We start from the raw sequence: 20,714 nt of genomic DNA, 5'->3' as shown, positions 1-20,714 counted from the left end.
ACTGCCTGTTACTGCGTGTAGCGCTCTAAAAAGTGTCCCAACCGCTCGATGGCGCGGGTCAGTTCATCTTCGCGGGGCAGGAACACGATGCGTAAGTGATCGCGCTCTGGCCAGTTAAAAGCGGTGCCCTGGACCAGCAGAATTTTTTCCTGAATCAGAAAATCCAGCACCATCTGCTGGTCGTCGATAATTTTGTGACGGTTCAGGTCGATTTTGGGGAACAGGTACATGGCGCCCTTGGGTTTTACACAGCTCACACCCGGTAAGTCGGCCAGCGCTGCCAAGGCTGCATCGCGCTGATCGCGCAAGCGGCCGCCGGGAATAATCAGCTCGTTAACGCTCTGATAACCGCCGAGTGCCGTTTGCACCGCGTACATGGCCGGCACATTGGCGCACAGGCGCATGGAGGCGAGCATCTCTATGCCTTCGAGGTAGTTTTTGGCTTTGTGTTTGGCGCCGCTGACTATCATCCAGCCAGAGCGAAAACCCGCTAAGCGGTAGGATTTGGACAGGCCGTTGAAGCTGATGCACAAGGTATCGCGCACTAAACGCCCCAGGGGCACAAATTCGGTGTCATCGTAGAGAATCTTGCTGTAGATCTCGTCGGCAAAAATAATCAGGCCTTTTTCTTCGGCCAGCTTCACCAGTTGCTCGAGAACCTCCTGGCTGTAGACCGCACCAGTGGGATTGTTGGGGTTAATCAACACAATGCCGCGGGTTTTATCGGTGATCTTGGCTTTAATATCGTCAATGGCCGGATACCAGTCCGATTGCTCGTCGCACAAATAGTGCACGGCCTTGCCGCCCGCCAGATTTACAGCGGCGGTCCATAGAGGGTAGTCCGGGGCCGGAATCAGCATTTCATCGCCGTTGTTGAGCAGCGCTTGCATCGACATCACAATCAATTCGCTAACGCCGTTACCGAGGTAAATATCGTCAATGTCTACGTTGGGAATACGCAGTTTCTGGCACTCTTGCATGATGGCTTTGCGCGCCGCGAATAGACCGCGAGAGGCGACGTAACCCTCGGCATTGGGCAGGTTGTAAATGACATCTTGGATAATTTCATCGGGCGCCGAAAAACCGAACGGCGCTGGGTTGCCGATGTTCAGTTTCATGATGCGGTGACCTTCTTCCTCCAGCCGATAAGCGTGCTCAAGTACGGGTCCGCGAATGTCGTAGCACACGCCATTGAGCTTGTCGGATTTTTTAATCGTATTCATTTACAGTAAACTGCCTTCAAAATAATTTGAGCCCGCGCACTATTTCTGCGCCAAATGGTAGCAATCATCCTGTTTGCCGGGCGTAGGTGTCAAGGAAATCATTATGTCCGAGTCCGATAAGTTCTCAGAAAGCTATTTTCGCGAAAAGCTCTCCCCCGAAGAGTATTACGTACTGCGGGAAAAGGGCACCGAACGCCCATTTACCGGTAAATACTGGAACGTATTTAGCGACGGGCAATACCGCTGCCGCGCTTGTGGAGAGCCTCTGTTTGAATCGCAGACTAAATTTGATGCAGGCTGCGGCTGGCCTAGCTTTTACGCCCCTGCAAGTGAGGGCGTGATTCGCGAAGAGTTTGACGCGAGCCACGGCATGCGTCGCACAGAAGTGTTGTGTCAAAACTGCGGCAGCCACTTGGGGCATGTTTTTCCGGATGGCCCAGCACCGACGGGTTTGCGCTACTGTATTAACTCAGCTTCTATTGAGCTGGAAGAGACCGATCAGTCGTAAATCTGCTTTTTCTTCCAGTCTTCGTCCTCGTCAAACGCTTCCCACTGCTTCTGAGTTTTTTGTTCCTCCTCAGCGGTGGGGTCGGGGATAGCCTGCTGCTCACTGTATTCCGACTCCAGCTTGTTAATAATTGCGCTGAGTTGCTCTACCTGTTTTTTAACGTTTTGCCGCGCCGCTTCTTTTAACAGTAGTTTGTGCGCCAGCGTGTAATAGTGGATGGCTAGACGCAGTTTATTTTCACTGCGCGCCTGCTTGGCTTGTTGGGTGTAGCTGTCAATGGTGCTTTGTAGCAAGAGGCGACGGATTTGCGTGCTGTAATGGGTTGACTCGGCCTTGGGTAGCCGGCCTTTTTCGCTTTGGCTGGCAATGTAGCGCTGTAATTCCTGCAGTAGGGGCCGGGTCTGGGTAACTTGCTCAGGGTTCAGGCGAACCTTCTCCTGGGTGCTGGGCAGGCTCTCCATCTGCTTATTAAATAGCTGAAATTCAGCGTCGTGACCGCCTTGTGGCTCCAGCCTGGCAAGCTGTTCGCTGGTGTTTAGTAATATACGGTAGACAAACTTGTGCAGATCGTCGGAGAGAAAGCCAAGCGGAAAGCTCTTCGCCATATGCTTGAAGAGCGCCTGACGCTTGTGCAGCGCGCTGAGAACGCGATTTTGTTGTTTGCGCTTTTTCGCCAGGTGCTGGTTGATAAAAACATAGCAGACCAGCGCGGTCAGCAGAAATACCAGCCCGGCGATCAGATATACAGATGACATTGTCTATTACCGGTGAACGATCAAAGCTTGAGAGTATCGCATTTTGGCTTATGGCGCAGCATTACCTTATTCGCCTGGGCGCCTTAACGACTGTGAGTTGAGCGCCTTTTAGGCGCTTTGAGGTTATCTTGAGCAGTTCGGCCGACAGCTCTAAGTCATTGTTTAAGCTCTTAAAAAAAATCGTTACGAAAGTGTTGACAGCTGGCGTTGGTCTACTTAGAATGCGCCCCTCTTTTGACGAGACGCTTGTCCCCTTCGTCTAGAGGCCTAGGACACCGCCCTTTCACGGCGGTAACAGGGGTTCGACTCCCCTAGGGGACGCCATTGCGGAAATAGCTCAGTTGGTAGAGCACAACCTTGCCAAGGTTGGGGTCGGGAGTTCGAGCCTCCTTTTCCGCTCCATTCCCCCTTTTGGGGGCGGCAGTGTCAAAGTTAAAAGAGAGATAGGTTAAGTCCTAAGTCCCCTTCGTCTAGAGGCCTAGGACACCGCCCTTTCACGGCGGTAACAGGGGTTCGACTCCCCTAGGGGACGCCATTGCGGAAATAGCTCAGTTGGTAGAGCACAACCTTGCCAAGGTTGGGGTCGGGAGTTCGAGCCTCCTTTTCCGCTCCAAATTCGAAAGGGCCAGCGCCATGCGCTGGCCCTTTTTTGGTTTGAGCGACTGCCAGTATTTGACGGCTGCGGCGCGAACACCAACGCTGTTCAGCGTTCAGCGTTCAGCGTTCAGCGTTCAGCGTTCAGCGTTCAGCGTTCAGCGTTCAGCGTTCAGCGTTCAGCTGTTATACTCCCCCGCCTCAGTGCAGACCTAATACCCGGGTGCGCTCCTGTTCGTAGTCAAAGGCCTGTTCTGTGGCTATAGACTCGTGCAGTTGTTCATCCAGTTGCTGAAATTTCTCAATTTCCTCATCGGGCATATAGTGCAGACAGTCGCCGCCGAAGTGCCAGAGCAAATCGCGTGGCAGTAGCGGTGTCAAATGTGGGTAAGCTGCCACAGTGCGGCACATCAGCAGTTGACCTGTTTCGGCGTATTCAATGCCGCTGAGTTGGGGCAGCGACTCTAATTGCTGCAAGTACTGCAGGGCATCTTGGTCGCAGTCGTCATGAATAAACGGCGGTTGCTGCTGCACGGCGTAAATAAACCGCGCCAGCAATTGTTGCATGGCTTGGCGATAGGTATCGGCGGCACTGGTGTTCGACATTTCGGCTCCAGAGAGTGAGTTCAGTCATCTAGTTAGTAAGTCAATTCAGGGGTCATTATGACAGCTGCGCTTGCGATTAAAAATCTGCGCAAAACTTACGGCAATAATTTTGAGGCGCTTAAGGGGATATCCCTGGAAGTCCAGGCCGGCGATTTTTTTGCCGTGTTGGGGCCAAATGGGGCCGGTAAATCTACCACCATTGGCATTATCTGCTCGCTGGTTCGTAAGAGTTCGGGACAGGTGAGCGTATTTGGACACGATATCGACACCGACTTTTCCTCTGCCAAGCAAGAGCTGGGTGTGGTGCCGCAGGAATTTAACTTTAGCCAGTTTGAGAAAGTACGCGATATTGTTTTGCAGCAGGGCGGCTACTACGGGCTGCCGCGTGCTAAGGCGGCCGAGCAGGCCGACAAATATCTAAAGAAACTGGGGCTGTGGGATAAACGGGACACGCCCGCGCGCATGCTGTCAGGCGGTATGAAAAGGCGCCTGATGATCGCCCGCGCATTGGTGCATGAGCCGAAGGTATTAATTCTTGATGAGCCTACCGCTGGAGTGGATATCGAATTGCGCCGCTCCATGTGGGACTTTTTGCGGGAAATTAACGCCCAGGGCACGACGATTATTCTCACCACTCACTACCTGGAAGAAGCCGAAAGTCTGTGCCGTAATGTGGCGATTATCGATCATGGAGAGATCGTGCAAAACACCAGTATGAAATCACTGCTGAAGCGTCTGAATAAAGAAGTGTTTATTTTTGATGTGGCGGGGGACTTAAAGTCAGCCCCTGAATTACCTGGCCACGCGGTAGAGTGGTTAGACGAGCATTCGTTTGAGGTGGAAGTGGAAAAAGGTCAGAGTCTCAATCATTTGTTTGCTGCGCTCACTCACCAGGGGGTAGAGGTAGTCAGTATGCGCAATAAGGCCAATCGTTTGGAAGAGCTGTTTGTGTCGCTGGTGGCCAGTAGTCGTGCGGAGGTGGCGAATGGAGTTTAATGCTCAGTTGGTGGCGCTTGCCACCATTGTTCGCAAAGAGATAAAGCGTTTTTCTCGTATCTGGGTGCAAACTCTGTTGCCTCCAGTAATTACTATGTCGCTGTACTTCGTGATATTCGGCAAATTGATTGGCTCGCGGGTCGGCACCATGGATGGCATAAGCTATATGCAATTTGTAGTGCCTGGTTTAATTATGATGTCGGTGCTGACCAACTCCTACTCAAACGTTGTGTCGTCATTCTTTAGCGCAAAATTCCAGCGCTCGATTGAGGAATTGCTGGTGTCGCCCACACCCAATGTCATTATTTTACTGGGCTATTGCGCCGGTGGTATGGCACGTGGTTTGTGTGTAGGTGCTCTGGTAACGGTTGTCGCCCTGTTTTTTACCGATATTCAGGTGTATAGCTGGTGGCTTACGGTAAGTATTATTTTCTTAACCTCGTTGTTTTTTTCTCTGGCGGGTTTTATTAACGCAGTTTACGCCAACACCTTTGACGATATCTCCATTGTCCCCACCTTCGTGCTAACCCCGCTAACGTATCTTGGTGGTGTGTTCTACTCGGTGAGTTTACTGCCGGAGTTTTGGCAATGGGTGTCGCAGTTAAATCCTATTTTGCATATGGTCAGTGCGTTTCGCTACGGCCTGCTGGGCAGCGGCGGTGAAAACCTAGGCTTTGCCTTTGCCGGTTTGATTGTGTTTACCGCAGTATTGTTTGTGGTTGGGTTGCACTTGTTGAAATCGGGCAAGCGTTTGCGGGCTTAGGCGGAGGTATTATGGCGACTATTCAAGACAGCCCACTGGGCAAAACCAGCGCGTATATTGCTCAATACGATGCTTCGTTGTTGTACCCCATCGCGCGCAGCAGTTCGCGTGGGGCGCTTGGTCTCAAAGACGCGCTGCCGTTTTGTGGCGAAGATATCTGGAACGGCTATGAGCTCTCCTGGCTCAACCCCAAGGGCCTACCGCAGGTGGCGCTTATCGAATTTGCTTTGCCCTGCAACAGTCCCAATATTGTTGAGTCCAAGTCCATCAAATTGTATTTGAATTCGTTTAATCAGAGCCGTTTCGAAAGTTTTTCCGAGGTTCAAGCGCTTATTGCGCGCGACTTGTCTGCGGCCGCTGGTGCTTCTGTGGCGGTGGAGCTGCGAACGTTAAACCAAGGCTTTGGCGGCATTGTAAACTTCGCCCAAGCGCCGTTTAACGCACAGTGCCTGGATGAGCTGGATATTGCGGTGGAACAGTACAGCCCCGATCCTCAGCTGCTCTCGGCGAGCCAGGGCGACGGAAGTAGTTGGTACAGTAACTTATTAAAATCTAATTGCCCGGTAACCGGTCAGCCAGATTGGGCCAGTGTGTGGGTCCGTTGCACGGGGGTGGATATCAATCCCGAAGGGCTGTTGCGCTATATCGTTTCCTATCGCGAGCACCAGGATTTTCACGAACACTGTGTAGAGCGGATTTTCTGTGATCTGATGGAGCAGTGCCAGCCGCAAAATCTGGAGGTGTACGCGCGCTACACCCGCCGCGGCGGTTTGGATATTAACCCCTATCGTTCCAGCTTTGAAAACGCGGCGCCCAGAGTAAGACTGATCAGACAATAACCTTGTCGTCGAGCTTTTCAGCGGCTTTTTTGAGCGCGGTAATAACGCGGTCTTTGTCGTAGTTTTTAACTTTATCTAGGTCGAGGTACATGGAAAAGCCCTCGGCTCGGTCCTCAAAGTAGGTTTGGTTGCGCCCTAAGTCCTTGCGCAGCCCGGCTACTTGGTAAACTTTAACCGGCGCGCTAAAGCCTTTTACCGTAATCTCACCTTTATCGCGACACAGTACTGAGTCTTTTACCAGAGACCAGGTTTCGTGGGAGATAAGAATCTCATCCGGATCGGCGGCCGATTCCAGGCGGCTGGCCAAGTTTACGTGGGTGCCCAGTACGGTGTAGTCCAAATGACTGGATGTACCAAAAGTGCCCACGGTGCAGTAGCCAGTGTTAATGCCCATGCGAATTTGCAGCGGCTTTTTGATACCCTGATTCCACCATTCTTGCTGCAGGGATTTCATGCGTTTTTTCATCGCGATGGCCATTTGTACGCAGCGTAAACAGTCATCTTTTACGCCTTTGCTGGCGCTATCGCCAAACAATACCATAACCGCATCGCCCATAAATTTATCGATGGTGCCGCCGAAGTGAGCAACAATCTTGGTCATCTCGGTCAAGTATTGGTTGAGCAGTTCGGTAAGCGCTTCGGCTTCCATCTCTTCGGAAAGCTGGCTGAAATCTTTAATGTCGGAGAAAAAGACGGTTATTTTTTTACGCTCGGCCTGCAGAGTTTCGTCGCGCCCCTGATTTACCGCCTGCCACACGGCGGGGGCTAGATAGCGCGACAGCTTATAGGCGCGGATTTTGTGCCATTTTTGTTCGTTGACGAGTTTGGCGTTGTTAAGTTTTAAGCGGTGGAAGCGTTGGTGCATATAAGCTGCGTAGGCAAGAAAATAAGTCAAAATGCCAATCAGGCTGACAGCGCTGATTTCAAAGTTGCTGTTAAAGATTAACTGTGGTTTGTGCACTAAAAGGCTGAGTCCCACCCCGCAGGCGAGAGCCGTGTTGTCTTCCAGCCAGCGCCGCAGACCGCCATTTAGCAGCGCATTGAACTGAATCATGGCAAAAAATAAGATGCAGGGCAGGAGGGAGAAGTTAATAAGGTTAAGAATGACCCCGACAATAGCGGCATCGGCGTACGCGAGCCAGCGCTGAGTTTTTTGCTGCTGCTCCGGTTCTTGCCGACGAGTGTAGGCGAAGCTGCCGTAGGCATAAAGCAAAAGAAAAATAATCGCCGCGACATAAATCCAGTTAATGTCTTTCCAGTCCATCATTGCCGCCAGGGTTCCACCGGTGGCAAAGCACATAAGGGTGCGGAAATAATACTGCTGCAAAGTAGAGTCTGTGTGTTTTTGTTCGTCGGCTGTAATCATTGTCGTTCGGGCCTGGGTCGCGCGTAGTGCGGATGAATCCGGAGCAACATCTTATACACTAACCGCCTTGGGCGTCTATGCTGGATGAGGTTATGTTGAGCCTTTACTGCGCAGCTCCAGGTAGCGCTCTTCGAGCTCGGTGTACTGCGCTTGCAGCTCTGTATAGCTCTGTTGCAGCTGTGATAGGGCGGGGCTGTCGTCTCTATTTGTAGTATCTTTTAATTCTAGGTTCTCTTTTTCCAGGGTTTCTAGGTGTAGTAAAAGATCTTTAGTTTCCAGGGTGAACTGATGCAGCGTGGCGCGCATTTCCTCTATCTCCTGGTCTTTATCGGCGCCGCCTTCCTGCTGGTTTTCCAGTTCGTTAAGTTTAGAGATAGTGGCTTCCAGTTCGCTTTCTAGTAGCTGCACGCAGGTTTCCGACTCTTTGACATAGCGCAGCTGCTGTTCCAGTTGCCCCTGCAGCTGTTGGATAACGGCCTCCTTTTCTTCGGCACTTTGAGCGTCTTGCAGTTGTTTTTGCAGCTTGCCAATAATTTTGTGTTGATCTGCGGCGACATTGCGCAGCTTGTTTAATTCTTCGGCCGTGCGAGGGTCGGCGCGGGTGACAGTAACTAGTCTGGTTGCGTCGCTTTGTCCTGTGTCAGTGGGGGCGCTAACGGCTGACGTAAAATGTTGATGAATGTCGTCGTAGAGGCTGTTGTACTGGTTGAGTAGTTGGTTAAATTTTTCCGGATCCTCGACCTCAGCGCTCATAGCCATGAGTTGCTCGTAATATTGCTGCGCCTCGCTACGGGCATGCTCCCACTGCTGTTCCATATCGAAGAACAGCTTTTTAAACTTTTCTAAGTTTTGGATGCGCTTTTGTGCCTGCGCCAGTTCTGGGGCAGTCTCGTCAGAGGCTTGTGTCTCTAATAGGTTGTGCAGTTTTTCGTCGGCTTGTTCCCACGTGCCCTCGGCAGCTTCGGGGCCTAGGTGTGAGAGCAGGTGGTAGTGGATAGCCGCCAGCTGAGCGCTGGGAGACAGGTCCCTGCTGGGAGTGTTGATGTCGGCCTCAGGCTCTTGATCGTAGAAATGTTTGTAGGCGCTCTTTAGTTGGTGGTCGAGAGGGTTTGGGGTTTGATTGTCTGCAGCGGGCGCCTCTAAGCTCTGGCGCAGTTGCTCTTGTTGACGGTTGAGAAGGCGTCGCAATTTGCGTAGGTGGAAGAAGCCCAACAGACACACGAGTATTAGTGCCAGAACAATTTCCAGTCCGACAATCAGCAAGATTGATGGTATCTGCATGTGACCTCAAATAATTGTTATGGCCCAGCCTGTCTGTACATAAAGGTTATTATGGTCTAAGCGGCTTAGAAGTGCGAATTCTTGCGCCGAAATAGGTTGTGAGCTTGTTACAATAGCGTTTTTGGCGATTTTGGAGTGGTCAATGGATGCGATAACCGCATTAACTCAACGAGTGTCGGTGGCTAAACTGCAGGAGCCTGGGCCATCTGAAGAGCAGTTGGCTCAGATGTTAGGTGCGGCTGTCAGAGCGGCAGATCATGGTCTACTGCGCCCCTGGCGCTTTTTGTTGGTGCAGGGCGAGGGTCGCCAAAAGCTGGGGCAGGTGTTTTGTGAGGCGGCGGTGGCGGACTCGCCTCATATGAGCGAAGCTGCCCAACAGAAGTTTCGCAATATGCCGCTGCGGGCACCCTGCCTATTACTGGTGATTGCCTCAGTGCAAGAGCATCCCAAAGTGCCTGCTCAAGAGCAAATAATCTCGGCCGGAGCGGCGGCGCAAAACATTATTAACGCTGCCTATGCCTTGGGTCTTGGTGCTATGTGGCGTACTGGTGATATGGCATACAACCATAGGGTCACCGACGCATTGGGGCTGGGTGCCAACGAAGAGCTGGTTGGGTATATTTATCTGGGCACTCCGGCAACCTCCCCGGCAGAGCCTAAAGCTCCAGACGTTGCGTCGTTACTGCAGGTCTGGCCCAATAAGTAATTGCGTTTCCAATTATGTTTGTGTAGGATTGCGCCCTTCCTAAACGGGGGTAACCCTTTGTTTTCGGCGGATAAACCGCTGCAAAATAAAAAAACTGCCGTTTGCATTGGTGAGGTGGCCGAGTGGTCGAAGGCGCACGCCTGGAAAGTGTGTAACGGGAAACCGTTCGAGGGTTCGAATCCCTCCCTCACCGCCATATAAAATAAACCGCCGCAGGTAAAATCACCTCCGGCGGTTTTTTATTGCGCAAAAGGCTGTGCGGGAGGCGTTCGAATCCGAAAGAGGGTTCGACCAAACGCCGGGAGCGTTTGGTACCGAGCGAAGCGAGCCCGAAGGGCAGGGCGCATGGACGCGCCCTGGTGTCTCCCTCCCTCACCGCCATATAAAACAAACCGCCGCAGGTAAAATGACCTCCGGCGGTTTTTTATTGCGCCAAAGGTAAGCGGGAGGCATAAGTATGAGGCTGTGTTTGTCATTATCTGATTCACTCAGCGGCGCCTTAACCGCGGTGGTTGAGTGTATGATCGACAACTTGATCACCGCTTGGTCGATAGCCGCTAAAATTTGCAAAAAAGCTGATTTTTTTCTTATAAGCGCTTGACCTTGGGCAGGTGACTAACTACTATACGCGCCTCCTAACGACGCACTCGTAGCTCAGCTGGATAGAGTACTCGGCTACGAACCGAGCGGTCGGAGGTTCGAATCCTCCCGAGTGCGCCATATAAACAAAAGCCCAACCGTAAGGTTGGGCTTTTTTTATGTTCGCTCACACGACTAGCTAGACCCGCTAGCCCGACAATCCGTAAGTGCTGCAGTTTGTCTGGGCCCACGATGGTGTCAGCATAGCGGTGGCATTAAGAAGCAGGCAGAACTCTCTGGCCGAGTGGCATATACAAAAACCTGAATCGAAATATATAGGGGCATCCCTCAGGGTAGGCGGTGATCTGGTCGTTCAATCTATAAGCTTCTTATATCTTATAAATATTGATTAGTGATTTAATCCCTTTGGCAGGCTAGAGGTGCAGCTATTTACGTTACAATAAGGTAACAAAAGCAAAATAATAAAAAGCTCGCCACTGTTTGGCGGGCTTTTTGTGTTTTTGTAGTAATGAACCTGCCCGATGGAGCTAGAGGTAATAGAGGTAGATGAACAAGGTAAAGCAGTACTTGTTGTTGATGTTAATGAATTTTCGTGTTGTTCGCCGCGGTAAATTGAGCGCCTTTATGGGATTGGAAGGTGTGCGTGGCAATGTGTTTTGGGTGTAAGTAGGGTTTAACTTGCAGCCAGGCTCCTGGAAAAAGCTTTAGCCCCCGCCCTGCGGGGGCTTTTTGTATCTGGGCTATGCAGGTAATCTGGAGCCGTCAAGAGATAATGGTGGAGAGAGTTATGCGAGTGTCAGGGGTCGTTCTGCTAAGCCTGCTTTTAAGTTCCTGGGTTTGGGCTGATATGTCCGGTTACGCCCAGGTGAGCGAAGACGGCAAGGCTGCTGTGGCGACTGTACAGCCACGCGCGACCGAGGCCGCCATGGCGGTGTTGCGCGAAGGTGGTAATGCGGTGGATGCGGCAGTAGCCGCCGCTCTGGCACTGGGGGTTGTGGATGGCCATAACTCGGGTATTGGTGGCGGCTGTTTTGCCATTGTGCACTGGGCCGATGGCACCATTGAGGCGCTGGATGGGCGCGAAATGGCTCCCGCTGCCGCCAGCCGAAATATGTATGTAAAAGATGGCAAGGTGATAAAAAGCTTAAGCCGCACCGGGGCGCTGGCCTCGGGTATTCCAGGGTCGGTGGCGGTTTACGACTACATGCTGCAAAAAGGCGGGGCGCTGCCTCGGCAGAAAGTCTACGCCCCCTCTATTGAGTTGGCTGAGCGGGGTTTTGCCATTGATCAGATTTATGCCGATCGCCTGGCTCGGCATCGAGAGACTTTGGCAAGGTTTGCCGGTTCGGCTGAGGTGTTACTGAGCCCAGAGGGTAAGCCCTGGCCCGCAGGCCATAGGTTGCAGCAACCCGACTTGGCTGCCACTTATCGTGCCCTGGCTGAGCAGGGCGCGGATTACTTTTATCACGGCGATTTTGCTCGGGCGGTAGAGCGCTGGATGCAGGCCAATCACGGATTGATAACCGCAAAGGACTTTGCCAATTATCAAATGTTGCAGCGTACGCCTGTACGCAGCCAGTATCGCGACTATGAAGTCATTGGTTTCGGTCCGCCCAGCTCTGGTGGGGTTCATGTGGCCGAAATTCTCAATACGCTTGAGCCGTTCGAGCTGGCCAAGCTCGATGAAGTGTCCCGCTATCACGTGATTGCCGAGGCGATGAAGCTGGCTTTTGCCGACCGGGCCTACTGGTTGGGGGATCCAGCATATGTGGATGTTCCCAAAGGTCTGGTGAGCAATGCCTATGCTCGCAAGCGCGCCGAGCTGATCAGCCTGGAAAAGGTGATCGACAGCGCTACGCGCGGCACTCCAGCAGATGCCAAAACCAATCTGTTTGATAAGCACACCACCCATATTGCCACGGCTGACCGTGCGGGTAATTGGGTGGCAATTACCACCACAGTAAACACCGACTTCGGCTCTAAGGTGATTATCCCGGGCACTGGAGTGGTAATGAATAATCAAATGGACGATTTTGTCGCCCAGCCCGGCGTGGCGAACATTTATGGTTTAGTTGGGAGTGAGGCTAATGCTATTGCGCCGGGTAAGCGGCCGCTGTCGAGTATGAGTCCGACCCTGTTGTTAAAAGAGGGCAAGCCGGTAATGACGCTTGGGGCGGCAGGCGGTCCGACTATCATTACCCAGGTTGTGCAGGGCATTATTCAGCATATCGACTTAGGTAAACCGCTCTACGAGGCGTTAGCCAGTGCGCGTATCCATCATCAGTGGCAGCCGGATACGTTATATCTGGAGCCTGTGGCCAGTGATGCCTTGCGCGGCGGGCTTGAAGCTTTGGGCCATACTGTTAAGCCGCTGGGGCCCTACGGATCGACTCAGGCTATCGAGTGGCGCGATGGAAAATTTACGGCCGTATCGGAGCCGCGCCTGGAGCAGCGCAATAAACATTAGGCGCGGATGCGTGCATCGGTGGTGTCTGCCAGCTGCCGTTGGAAAGCCGCTTCCAGCGCTTGTGGGTTCCTCTCACGCTTGATGGCTTCGAAAAAGTCACGGGCTTCGGGGTAATTTAGCCTTAAATACATAAGCCATTGCTTGATGCGGTTACCGGCGTGCTTTTGCGGGTAGATTGGTAGGCTAATGCGAAAGTAGTGGTGCAAGATTTGACAGGCTTGATGCCAAGTCATTGGGCTGGAATGGGTTCCGGTGAGGTAGGCTTTGATCTGCTGAGCCAGATTCGGGCAGGCCAGCAGGCCGCGCCCGAGCATAATATCGTCGCAGCCAGATTGTGCGCGGCACTTTTTATAATCCTCCACGCTCCAAATTTCACCGTTGGCAATAACGGGTATAGTGAGCTTTTGCTTAATCTCGCCAATACACTCCCAGTAGGCTGGGGGCTTGTAGCCATCGGCTTTGGACCTGGCGTGTACGGCGAGTTCATCGGCACCGGCGTCTTCGCAGGCGCGGGCGTTATCCATGTAGTTGGAGCGGTCGGCAAAGCCGAGGCGAATCTTCGCGCTGACGGGGATGTCGCTCGGGACTGCATTGCGTACGGCGCTAACGATGTTAAATACACGGTTGGGGTCGCGCAGTAGGCAGGCGCCGCCGTCACTTTTGTTGACGGTTTTGGCGGGGCAGCCAAAATTAAGGTCTATCGCTTGCGCTCCGGCGCGCACCGCGCGGCGGGCATTCTCGGCCATGGGCTCTGGTTGGCCGCCCAGCAATTGCAGCTTTACCGGGACTCCAGAGGGGGTTCTGCACTGGTTTTCTAACTCAGGGCAGAAGCGGCGGAACACACGCCTGGGTAATGGTTGATCCACCACCCGCACAAACTCGGTGACGCATTGATCGATTCCTTTCGTCTGGGTCAATATGTCTCTCACTAGGTAATCGATCACGCCCTCCATAGGGGCAAGATGTATGCGCATAATCGTGATGGCTTGGCTCCGTTTGCATTGGGGCGGGCATTCTAGCGTAAATCAAGGCCTTAGATGTGGTTCGGGAATTGTTAATTTTCTATTAAATCCGATTGAAAAGGGTCGATTTTCGCTGAAAGAGTGGCTAAAAGTTCCTAATGAATTGACAGGCTGTTTTGCCCGTCTTGTAAGTTTATGAAAGATAAGAGAAAATGCACGGCCGTTTTTAGGGCGCGCGGGGCCTAGCTGTGCTCCGGTATCTAGAATTTCAGAAGGTAGTTGCTATGCAGGAAACATTATTGCAGCAGGGCATGGATCTGATGATCTATGGCATGGGCACCGTCTTAGTGTTTTTAACATTGTTGGTGATTGCCACGGGCGCTATGTCCCGAGTAATGCTGCGCTACTTTCCCGATCCGGTTGTGATCGAACCCAAAAAAGAGCGCCGGGCTAGTCCTGCCAGTGCTCAGGTGGAACCGCGTATTCAGAGGGTAATTGAAGAAGCGATCCGCACACACCGTAACTCGCATAAATAATCGCGCTTTGCGCGCTCTATGCACCGTAATAAGACAGATCAACTTGGGGTAGAAACGCCATGAGCGAGGCTAAAAAACCACTGGGTATTACCGATGTGGTCCTGCGCGATGCGCACCAGTCACTGTTTGCCACCCGCATGCGCTTAGACGACATGCTGCCAATCGCAGAAAAGCTTGATGCCGTTGGTTTCTGGTCATTGGAAACCTGGGGCGGCGCCACTTTTGACAGCTGTATCCGCTACTTGGGCGAAGACCCCTGGCACCGCATTCGCGAGCTGAAAAAAGCCATGCCCAAAACGCAAATGCAAATGCTGCTGCGCGGACAAAATCTGTTGGGCTATCGTCACTACGCCGACGATGTTGTAGAGAAATTCGTCGAGCGTGCTGCTACCAACGGTGTGGATGTATTCCGCGTATTCGATGCCATGAACGATATGCGCAATATCGAAGCGGCGCTGAAAGCGGTTAAAAATCAGGGCAAACACGCTCAGGGGACCATCGCCTATACCCTTAGCCCGGTACATACATTGGAAGGCTGGATCGAGCAGGGTAAGCGCATTGAAGATATGGGCGCCGACTCCATAGCCATTAAAGACATGGCTGGCCTGCTGAAACCTTATGTGGGCTATGAGCTGGTTAAGCGTCTCAAAGAAAGCTGTTCTATCCCCATTCATATGCAAAGCCACGCCACCACCGGTTTGGCTCACGCCACTAACCTTAAGTGTGTAGAGGCGGGTATTGATAACGTCGATACCGCTATTTCTTCCATGTCCATGACCTACGGCCACAGCCCCACCGAAACTCTGGTGGCTACGCTGGAAGGCACCGAGCGCGATACCGGTTTGGATATACATTTGCTAGAGGATATTGCCGGTTACTTCCGCGAAGTGCGGAAGAAGTACGCGAAATTCGAAGGCGCCCTCAAAGGCGTCGATTCACGCATTCTGGTAGCTCAGGTGCCGGGCGGCATGCTGACCAATATGGAAAATCAGCTGCGCGAGCAAAACGCCACCGATAAACTCGATGACGTGCTGGCCGAGATTCCCCGCGTGCGTGAAGACTTGGGCTATATTCCGCTGGTGACGCCTACTTCGCAAATTGTTGGTTCGCAAGCGGTTATGAACGTTTTGACCGGCGAGCGCTATAAAACCATTACCCGCGAGACCGAAGGCGTGTTAAAGGGCGAGTATGGTTCGGCTCCGGCGCCTGTTAACAAAGAATTGCAGCAGCGAGTGTTGGGCGATAAAGACCCCATTACCTGCCGTCCGGCCGATCTGATCGAGCCGGAGTTTGGTAAGTTGACCGACGAGCTGCTCAACGAAGCTAAAGAAAAAGGCATCAGCCTGACCGAAGGCGAAGGCCAGGTAGACGATGTATTGACCTACGCGCTCTTTCCCCAGGTTGGCCTTAAGTTTTTACAAAATCGCGGTAACCCAGACGCCTTCGAACCTGTGCCTACCGGTAAAGAGGGCAGCGCCCCTACCACCGATGGCGGTGATGAAATCTACACCGTTGAGGTCGAGGGTCAGAAGTACACAGTCACCGTGTCTAACGGCGGTGATATAACCGGCATTGGCCCTGTGGGCGGTTCGTCCGCAGGTGCTGCAGCGGCGCCTGCGGCAGGTGGCGCTGGTGAGCCAGTTCCCGCGCCATTGGGTGGCACTATCGTGCGCTTGGCCGTTAAGCCCGGTGATCAGGTTAGCGAAGGCGATACTCTGCTGATACTCGAGGCCATGAAAATGGAGTCCGAGGTAAGTGCGCCGCGCGCCGGTACTGTGGCTTCTATTAACGTGCAGGCCGGCGACGCCGTTGCCGCCGGTGATAACCTGCTGAGCATCAGCTAATTTGCCCGCTTAATTTGAGAGAAGACTATGCAGAATTTTTTACGTCTTTGGCACGACTCGGGCATCTACCACATGGACATGGGCCAGGGTTTTATGATGCTGATCGGCCTGGGATTATTATTCCTCGCCATCCGTAAAGGCTTTGAGCCGCTACTTCTGGTACCCATTGGTTTTGGCTGTATTTTGTCCAACATTCCCGGTGCTGGCTTGTCCATGTCGGCGGTGGAAAACGCCTTTTATTCCGGCTACCCAGAGGTCATAGGCCCGCTGGCGCAACTGCTAGGAGAGCAAGCGGATGCCGGAATCAAAGCGCTGACAGCCGCTTATCAACAGGCGCCCGCGGCGGTGCAAGCTGATGCTTACCGTCTGGCCACCGATTTAGGCTACGCCAATGGCATGCTGTACAACTTTTACAGCGTAGCCATTGGCAGTGGCGTTGCGCCCTTGGTAATTTTTATGGGCGTGGGGGCAATGACCGATTTTGGCCCGCTGTTGGCTAACCCTAAAACCTTGTTCTTAGGGGCGGCGGCGCAGTTTGGTATTTTCGCAACGGTAATGGGGGCAGTGGGTTTGTCCGTTACCGGTATTATCGATTTCTCCATTGCCGATGCTGCAGCCATTGGTATTATCGGTGGCGCCGATGGACCTACAGCTATCTATGTGGCCAGTATCTTGTCGCCCGAGCTGTTGGGGGCCATTGCGGTGGCGGCCTATTCTTATATGGCCCTGGTGCCAATGATTCAGCCACCGATTATGCGCTTGCTGACCACCCAGGAAGAGCGGGTGATCCGGATGGAGCAGATGCGTGTGGTATCGCGCCGCGAGAAAATTGTTTTCCCGCTGATTCTGCTGATTCTGGTGGCACTTATTCTGCCCAGCGCCGCGCCTTTGTTGGGGATGTTCTGTTTCGGTAATCTGATGCGTGAGTGTGGCGTGGTGGAGCGTTTGAGCGATACTGCACAAAACGCATTGATCAATATCACCACGATATTTCTGGGCTTGTCCGTGGGCTCAAAGCTGGCTGCGGATAAATTTCTGGACCCGAAAACACTGGGCATTCTGGTCTTGGGTATTGTCGCCTTTGGTATTGGTACCGCCATGGGTGTGCTAACGGCCAAGTTTATGAACTTGTTTGTGAAGCAGAAAATTAACCCGCTGATCGGCTCGGCCGGGGTATCCGCGGTGCCTATGGCGGCCCGTGTTTCCAACAAGCTGGGCCTTGAGGCTAACCCGCAAAACTATTTGCTGATGCATGCCATGGGGCCGAATGTGGCCGGGGTGATCGGCTCAGCTATTGCCGCGGGTGTGATGATTTCAATCGTCTCGTCACTGAGTTAATTCGCTCTATACTCCTTTCTTTACACGCCGCACCTAAGGTGCGGCGCTTTTCAAGAGGCACGCCGTGTCCGACTTTTCTTTTTTCTCCGATATTGAGCATCCAGCCCTGTTGCAGAACTTGCAGCGTATGGGAATTGAGCAACCCACCGAAGTGCAGGAGCGCACTATAGAAGCGGTACTGGACGGCTCAGACTGCGTGGTTTCTGCGCCTACCGGCTCGGGTAAAACTTTGGCGTTTTTGCTGCCGATAATGCAGTCGCTGCATAGCCAAAGGCGTAAAGCCGGGCGTATTCGCGCTTTGGTGTTGTCGCCCACGCGTGAATTGGCGCGCCAGATTGTTGAGCAGGGGCGCAAGCTGAGTGAACGCGAGTCGGTGAACGTGGTGGCGCTTACCGGTGGCGATCACAAACAAACCCAAGAGGCTTATTTACGCGATGCGGATTTGCTCGTGGCCACCCCCGGCCGTTTGGCCGAATATGTGGGTGAAGCGCGTATCGATTTGAGTGGGCTTGAATTTTTGGTGGTGGATGAAGCCGACCGCACTCTGGATATGGGGTTTGCCAATGAGGTGACGCAGATTGCCCTGAACTGCAACCCCGAGCGGCAGACCTTGTTGTTCTCCGCCACCTTGCAGGGCGCTGGGGTAGAGGAATTTATCAATGCCCTAACCGACGCCGATAAGCGGGCGGATATTCAGGTGAAAAACGCCATGGATAATCGCACCATGGAAAAAATACTGGTGGACGATCGCGAGCATGTGGCGCGCTTATTACCCGCACTTTTGCAGCAGCGTGATTTCCGCCGGGCGATTATTTTTGTCAATAAGCGTGAGCAAGCTAATGCTCTGAATGAATCGTTAAAACAGGCCGGTTGTCGCGCCGCAAGCTTGCACGGCGAGATGGATGCCCAACTACGCAAGCAAGTACACAAAGCTTTTACCTCGGGTGAAGCCAACATACTGGTGGCCACTGATCTGGCCGCGCGTGGGTTGGATATTTCCGGGGTGGATTTAGTCATCAATGCCGAGCTTCCCTACAATGTGCCGAGTTTTATTCACCGCGCCGGACGCACCGGCCGAATGGGTAAAGAGGGGTGTGTGATCTCGCTGGTCAGCGCTCCAGCCTGGAATCGTATGGCTGCAATTGAACAGTTTTTGGGGCGGCCGGCTAATAAAGTAAAAGTGACTGGCTTTGAGGCCAACTACAAAGGCCCGAAAAAAACTCGCGCCTCTGGTAAGGTGGCGGGGACCAAGAAATCTCCAGCGCAAAAGAAAAAGGCCGCTAAGTCTAAAAAAGATGACAAGCCTAAAATGAAGCAACGCTTGCGCGATCGGAAAAATATCGGCAAGCGCCGCAAACCAAGCGAAAATAAAGCCAAAGACGAAGATAGCTCTGCCGAAAAATAAAACACGCAAGGAGATAAGCCAGTGTTGCAGTGGATCAAACAGTGGCGTGAGCGTCGAATATTACGCAATAACCCTATTGATGAGCGCGACTGGCAGCAGGTGCTGTCGCAGCTTCCCTTGCTGCGTGGTTTGACGGATAGCGAGCTCTCGCAGCTGCGCCGCCTGGCAATTCTGTTTATGCACGACAAAGATTTTGTCGGTATTCAGGGGCAAGTATTAACGGGCAATATGGCATTATTGATCGCCTTGCAGGCCTGCTTGCCCATTTTGCATTTGGGGATCGATTGGTACCGGGGCTGGTCGTCTGTGATTGTCTATCCTGCGGCTTTTAAAGCCAGTCGCACCGAGGTGGATCAATACGGAATTGCTCACGAGGTTGAGCACGACTTACTGGGTGAGGCTTGGAGCCATGGCGGCGTTATTCTCGCTTGGGACGATACCGCACACGCCGGCGTTATTGATGGTCACAATCTCGTGATCCACGAGTTCGTGCACAAGCTGGATATGCTCAACGGTGCCGCCGATGGTTTTTTTCCTCTGCCGCCAGAGATCTCCCCTAAGGACTGGCACGAAACCTTCAGCGGTGCCTACCAGAATTTAACTGACCGCCTGGCGCGAGGTGAAAGGACGCCCATTGATCGCTACGCAGCTACCAACGCGGCGGAATTTGTGGCGGTAACATCCGAAGTTTTCTTTGAATTACCCACTCTTTTAAAGTCAGAGTACCCTGATGTCTTTCGTCTTTACGTGGCCTTTTACCGCCAAAACCCCGAGCACAGACTGACCTAAAGCGGCTAAATACCCTTAAGATTACGCCTTTATTTAGGGCGTGTTACGTTTTCGCTAAGGCTTTATGACAGTTTGTGGTGCAAAAGGTACGCGGGCGCAGAAAAACGTTAAAAGCCGTTGACCAACACAATAAATTGGGCTTAGTATCAATTTCGAGGGTATATATTGTGTTTTCCAAACAAGCAATAACCCGGGTTATCTTCAATCCATCCAACCACAGGAGTGATTTTTCTTCGCGTAATCTGGAATGGCTCGTCGCGGGCCGCAGACAAAAAATGGCCTGACACGCGATGCGCCAGTGTTAACTTTGAACCGAAAGGGACAATACCCATGGCGAAAAGATCTCACGCAAGACGCAGTAACCACCACTACGATATGGATGACGCTTACTCCCCCGGCAAAGGCCGCAGCAAATCGGGGCGAAAGCAGCGAAGGGATGACGGCAATATTGTCGAAATGAAATCCCGCTCCCAGCAACTTGAAACCGCCTACGCTCCCCAGCGTGCCAACCAACCCCTCCACGCCAGAACCTCCGCCCAGCAACAATATATAGACGCTATTAAATCCCACAGCTTAACTTTTGGTATCGGCCCGGCCGGTACGGGTAAAAGTTATTGTGCCGGGGCTTTGGCAGCAGAGGCGCTAGAGTCGGGGCGCATCGAACGTATTATCCTGACCCGTCCGGCGGTAGAGGCGGGTGAGCAGCTGGGTTTTTTACCCGGTGCTCTGGATGAGAAGTTCTCGGTTTATATCGATGCCTTTCGCGATATTTTAAACGAGCGTTTGGGAGCAGGAACCGTGGATTATTGCCTGCGCCACGGGCGGATTGTCGCAGCGCCTTTGGCATTTATGCGTGGCAAGACCTTCAATAACCGAACTTTTGTAGTGTTGGATGAGGCACAAAATACTTCGGTTGCGCAAATGAAGATGTTTTTGACTCGTATTGGTGAGGACTGCAAAGTTGTTATCAACGGCGACGTCGAGCAGAGTGATATCCGCGGTCCTAACGGATTATCGGATGCCGTGCATAAGCTCGGTGATCTTGCCTCGGTCTACGTACATAAGTTTGAGCGTGAGGACATTGTACGCAGTGGATTGGTGCGGGATATTATCGACCGCTATGAACTGAGTTAAAT

18 protein-coding genes and 6 tRNA genes are annotated in these 20,714 nt (G+C 52.7%); 18 read left to right on the top strand and 6 right to left on the bottom strand.

The features are described from left to right. Positions 1 to 8: 8 nt before the first annotated feature. Positions 9 to 1,223, bottom strand: coding sequence for a pyridoxal phosphate-dependent aminotransferase (locus NHM04_RS06125; protein WP_254266109.1), 1,215 nt, complete (start codon positions 1,221 to 1,223; stop codon positions 9 to 11). Between the two features lie 103 nt (positions 1,224 to 1,326). On the opposite strand from NHM04_RS06125, the gene msrB reads away from it, so the two are divergent. Further along, positions 1,327 to 1,731 carry a peptide-methionine (R)-S-oxide reductase MsrB gene (msrB, locus tag NHM04_RS06120; protein ID WP_254266108.1) on the top strand — a complete coding sequence of 135 codons (405 nt, stop codon included), beginning with the start codon at positions 1,327 to 1,329 and terminating at the stop codon, positions 1,729 to 1,731. Here the strand turns inward: msrB and NHM04_RS06115 are convergent. After that, the gene (locus NHM04_RS06115; protein WP_254266107.1) at positions 1,722 to 2,486 is read right to left on the bottom strand and encodes a hypothetical protein; all 765 of its coding nucleotides are present in this window, start codon (positions 2,484 to 2,486) and stop codon (positions 1,722 to 1,724) included. The genes msrB and NHM04_RS06115 overlap by 10 nt on opposite strands. 248 nt (positions 2,487 to 2,734) lie before the next feature. On the opposite strand from NHM04_RS06115, the gene NHM04_RS06110 reads away from it, so the two are divergent. The 4 genes from NHM04_RS06110 to NHM04_RS06095 all read left to right on the top strand — a co-directional run bounded on the left by NHM04_RS06110 (position 2,735) and on the right by NHM04_RS06095 (position 3,099). Then, a tRNA-Glu gene (locus NHM04_RS06110) sits at positions 2,735 to 2,810 on the top strand. 2 nt (positions 2,811 to 2,812) lie between these two features. Continuing rightward, a tRNA-Gly gene (locus NHM04_RS06105) sits at positions 2,813 to 2,888 on the top strand. 57 nt (positions 2,889 to 2,945) lie between these two features. Beyond that, a tRNA-Glu gene (locus tag NHM04_RS06100) sits at positions 2,946 to 3,021 on the top strand. A 2-nt stretch (positions 3,022 to 3,023) separates the two neighbouring features. Beyond that, positions 3,024 to 3,099 (top strand) — tRNA-Gly (locus NHM04_RS06095). Between the two features lie 182 nt (positions 3,100 to 3,281). Here the strand turns inward: NHM04_RS06095 and NHM04_RS06090 are convergent. Further along, positions 3,282 to 3,686, bottom strand: coding sequence for a PA2817 family protein (locus NHM04_RS06090; RefSeq protein WP_254266106.1), 405 nt, complete (start codon positions 3,684 to 3,686; stop codon positions 3,282 to 3,284). A 57-nt stretch (positions 3,687 to 3,743) separates the two neighbouring features. Here NHM04_RS06090 and NHM04_RS06085 point away from each other — a divergent pair, with 57 nt between their 5' ends. Genes NHM04_RS06085 through queF form a run of 3 tightly spaced genes read left to right on the top strand, consistent with a single transcriptional unit; the run spans position 3,744 to position 6,284 of the window. Next, positions 3,744 to 4,682 carry an ABC transporter ATP-binding protein gene (locus NHM04_RS06085; protein WP_254266105.1) on the top strand — a complete coding sequence of 313 codons (939 nt, stop codon included), beginning with the start codon at positions 3,744 to 3,746 and terminating at the stop codon, positions 4,680 to 4,682. Continuing rightward, on the top strand, positions 4,672 to 5,445 hold the full coding sequence (locus NHM04_RS06080) for an ABC transporter permease (protein WP_254266104.1): 774 nt from the start codon (positions 4,672 to 4,674) through the stop codon (positions 5,443 to 5,445). Before NHM04_RS06085 ends, NHM04_RS06080 begins: the two co-directional genes overlap by 11 nt. An 11-nt stretch (positions 5,446 to 5,456) precedes the next feature. Then, positions 5,457 to 6,284, top strand: a complete 828-nt coding sequence (gene queF, locus NHM04_RS06075) for an NADPH-dependent 7-cyano-7-deazaguanine reductase QueF (protein WP_254266103.1) — start codon at positions 5,457 to 5,459, stop codon at positions 6,282 to 6,284. Here queF and NHM04_RS06070 read toward each other — a convergent pair. Together NHM04_RS06070 and NHM04_RS06065 are read right to left on the bottom strand one after the other, a co-directional pair. Beyond that, positions 6,274 to 7,650: an adenylate/guanylate cyclase domain-containing protein gene (locus NHM04_RS06070; RefSeq protein ID WP_254266102.1), complete on the bottom strand. Its 1,377-nt coding sequence runs from the start codon at positions 7,648 to 7,650 to the stop codon at positions 6,274 to 6,276. The genes queF and NHM04_RS06070 overlap by 11 nt on opposite strands. A gap of 90 nt (positions 7,651 to 7,740) precedes the next feature. Beyond that, positions 7,741 to 8,931: a hypothetical protein gene (locus NHM04_RS06065; RefSeq protein ID WP_254266101.1), complete on the bottom strand. Its 1,191-nt coding sequence runs from the start codon at positions 8,929 to 8,931 to the stop codon at positions 7,741 to 7,743. 142 nt (positions 8,932 to 9,073) lie between these two features. Here NHM04_RS06065 and NHM04_RS06060 point away from each other — a divergent pair, with 142 nt between their 5' ends. From NHM04_RS06060 to ggt, 4 genes are all read left to right on the top strand, one after another. Next, a complete protein-coding gene (locus NHM04_RS06060) occupies positions 9,074 to 9,637 on the top strand; it encodes a nitroreductase (protein WP_254266100.1) in 564 nt (187 codons plus the stop codon). A gap of 108 nt (positions 9,638 to 9,745) precedes the next feature. Continuing rightward, a tRNA-Ser gene (locus NHM04_RS06055) sits at positions 9,746 to 9,833 on the top strand. A 447-nt stretch (positions 9,834 to 10,280) separates the two neighbouring features. Continuing rightward, positions 10,281 to 10,357 (top strand) — tRNA-Arg (locus tag NHM04_RS06050). A 667-nt stretch (positions 10,358 to 11,024) separates the two neighbouring features. Next, positions 11,025 to 12,704, top strand: coding sequence for a gamma-glutamyltransferase (gene ggt / locus NHM04_RS06045; protein ID WP_254266099.1), 1,680 nt, complete (start codon positions 11,025 to 11,027; stop codon positions 12,702 to 12,704). On the opposite strand, the gene NHM04_RS06040 is transcribed toward ggt, so the two are convergent. Continuing rightward, entirely contained in the window at positions 12,701 to 13,678 is a 978-nt protein-coding gene (locus NHM04_RS06040; protein WP_254266098.1) for a tRNA-dihydrouridine synthase, read from the bottom strand. The genes ggt and NHM04_RS06040 overlap by 4 nt on opposite strands. A gap of 272 nt (positions 13,679 to 13,950) precedes the next feature. On the opposite strand from NHM04_RS06040, the gene NHM04_RS06035 reads away from it, so the two are divergent. From NHM04_RS06035 to NHM04_RS06010, 6 genes are all read left to right on the top strand, one after another. After that, positions 13,951 to 14,202, top strand: coding sequence for an OadG family protein (locus NHM04_RS06035; RefSeq protein ID WP_254266097.1), 252 nt, complete (start codon positions 13,951 to 13,953; stop codon positions 14,200 to 14,202). 59 nt (positions 14,203 to 14,261) lie between these two features. After that, a complete protein-coding gene (gene oadA / locus NHM04_RS06030) occupies positions 14,262 to 16,046 on the top strand; it encodes a sodium-extruding oxaloacetate decarboxylase subunit alpha (RefSeq protein ID WP_254266096.1) in 1,785 nt (594 codons plus the stop codon). A 27-nt stretch (positions 16,047 to 16,073) separates the two neighbouring features. Continuing rightward, a complete protein-coding gene (locus NHM04_RS06025) occupies positions 16,074 to 17,384 on the top strand; it encodes a sodium ion-translocating decarboxylase subunit beta (protein ID WP_254266095.1) in 1,311 nt (436 codons plus the stop codon). 64 nt (positions 17,385 to 17,448) lie between these two features. After that, entirely contained in the window at positions 17,449 to 18,789 is a 1,341-nt protein-coding gene (locus NHM04_RS06020) for a DEAD/DEAH box helicase (RefSeq protein ID WP_254266094.1), read from the top strand. 21 nt (positions 18,790 to 18,810) lie between these two features. Beyond that, positions 18,811 to 19,578: a zinc-dependent peptidase gene (locus NHM04_RS06015; protein WP_254266093.1), complete on the top strand. Its 768-nt coding sequence runs from the start codon at positions 18,811 to 18,813 to the stop codon at positions 19,576 to 19,578. 330 nt (positions 19,579 to 19,908) lie between these two features. Then, positions 19,909 to 20,712, top strand: coding sequence for a PhoH family protein (locus NHM04_RS06010; protein ID WP_254266092.1), 804 nt, complete (start codon positions 19,909 to 19,911; stop codon positions 20,710 to 20,712). Positions 20,713 to 20,714 lie beyond the last annotated feature (2 nt).

This window comes from Gilvimarinus sp. DA14, from assembly GCF_024204685.1.
Classification (GTDB): domain Bacteria; phylum Pseudomonadota; class Gammaproteobacteria; order Pseudomonadales; family Cellvibrionaceae; genus Gilvimarinus.
This window is presented reverse-complemented; position numbering and strand designations above follow the sequence as displayed.

Coding starts and splice junctions, on each gene's coding strand:
- NHM04_RS06035 (WP_254266097.1), top strand. CDS start 13,951: ATGCAGGAAACATTATTGCAGCAGGGCATGGATCTGATGATCTATGGC.
- ggt (WP_254266099.1), top strand. CDS start 11,025: ATGCGAGTGTCAGGGGTCGTTCTGCTAAGCCTGCTTTTAAGTTCCTGG.
- NHM04_RS06060 (WP_254266100.1), top strand. CDS start 9,074: ATGGATGCGATAACCGCATTAACTCAACGAGTGTCGGTGGCTAAACTG.
- NHM04_RS06115 (WP_254266107.1), bottom strand. CDS start 2,486: ATGTCATCTGTATATCTGATCGCCGGGCTGGTATTTCTGCTGACCGCG.
- NHM04_RS06125 (WP_254266109.1), bottom strand. CDS start 1,223: ATGAATACGATTAAAAAATCCGACAAGCTCAATGGCGTGTGCTACGAC.
- oadA (WP_254266096.1), top strand. CDS start 14,262: ATGAGCGAGGCTAAAAAACCACTGGGTATTACCGATGTGGTCCTGCGC.
- queF (WP_254266103.1), top strand. CDS start 5,457: ATGGCGACTATTCAAGACAGCCCACTGGGCAAAACCAGCGCGTATATT.
- NHM04_RS06085 (WP_254266105.1), top strand. CDS start 3,744: ATGACAGCTGCGCTTGCGATTAAAAATCTGCGCAAAACTTACGGCAAT.
- msrB (WP_254266108.1), top strand. CDS start 1,327: ATGTCCGAGTCCGATAAGTTCTCAGAAAGCTATTTTCGCGAAAAGCTC.
- NHM04_RS06065 (WP_254266101.1), bottom strand. CDS start 8,931: ATGCAGATACCATCAATCTTGCTGATTGTCGGACTGGAAATTGTTCTG.
- NHM04_RS06025 (WP_254266095.1), top strand. CDS start 16,074: ATGCAGAATTTTTTACGTCTTTGGCACGACTCGGGCATCTACCACATG.
- NHM04_RS06040 (WP_254266098.1), bottom strand. CDS start 13,678: ATGCGCATACATCTTGCCCCTATGGAGGGCGTGATCGATTACCTAGTG.
- NHM04_RS06090 (WP_254266106.1), bottom strand. CDS start 3,686: ATGTCGAACACCAGTGCCGCCGATACCTATCGCCAAGCCATGCAACAA.
- NHM04_RS06080 (WP_254266104.1), top strand. CDS start 4,672: ATGGAGTTTAATGCTCAGTTGGTGGCGCTTGCCACCATTGTTCGCAAA.
- NHM04_RS06070 (WP_254266102.1), bottom strand. CDS start 7,650: ATGATTACAGCCGACGAACAAAAACACACAGACTCTACTTTGCAGCAG.
- NHM04_RS06010 (WP_254266092.1), top strand. CDS start 19,909: ATGGCGAAAAGATCTCACGCAAGACGCAGTAACCACCACTACGATATG.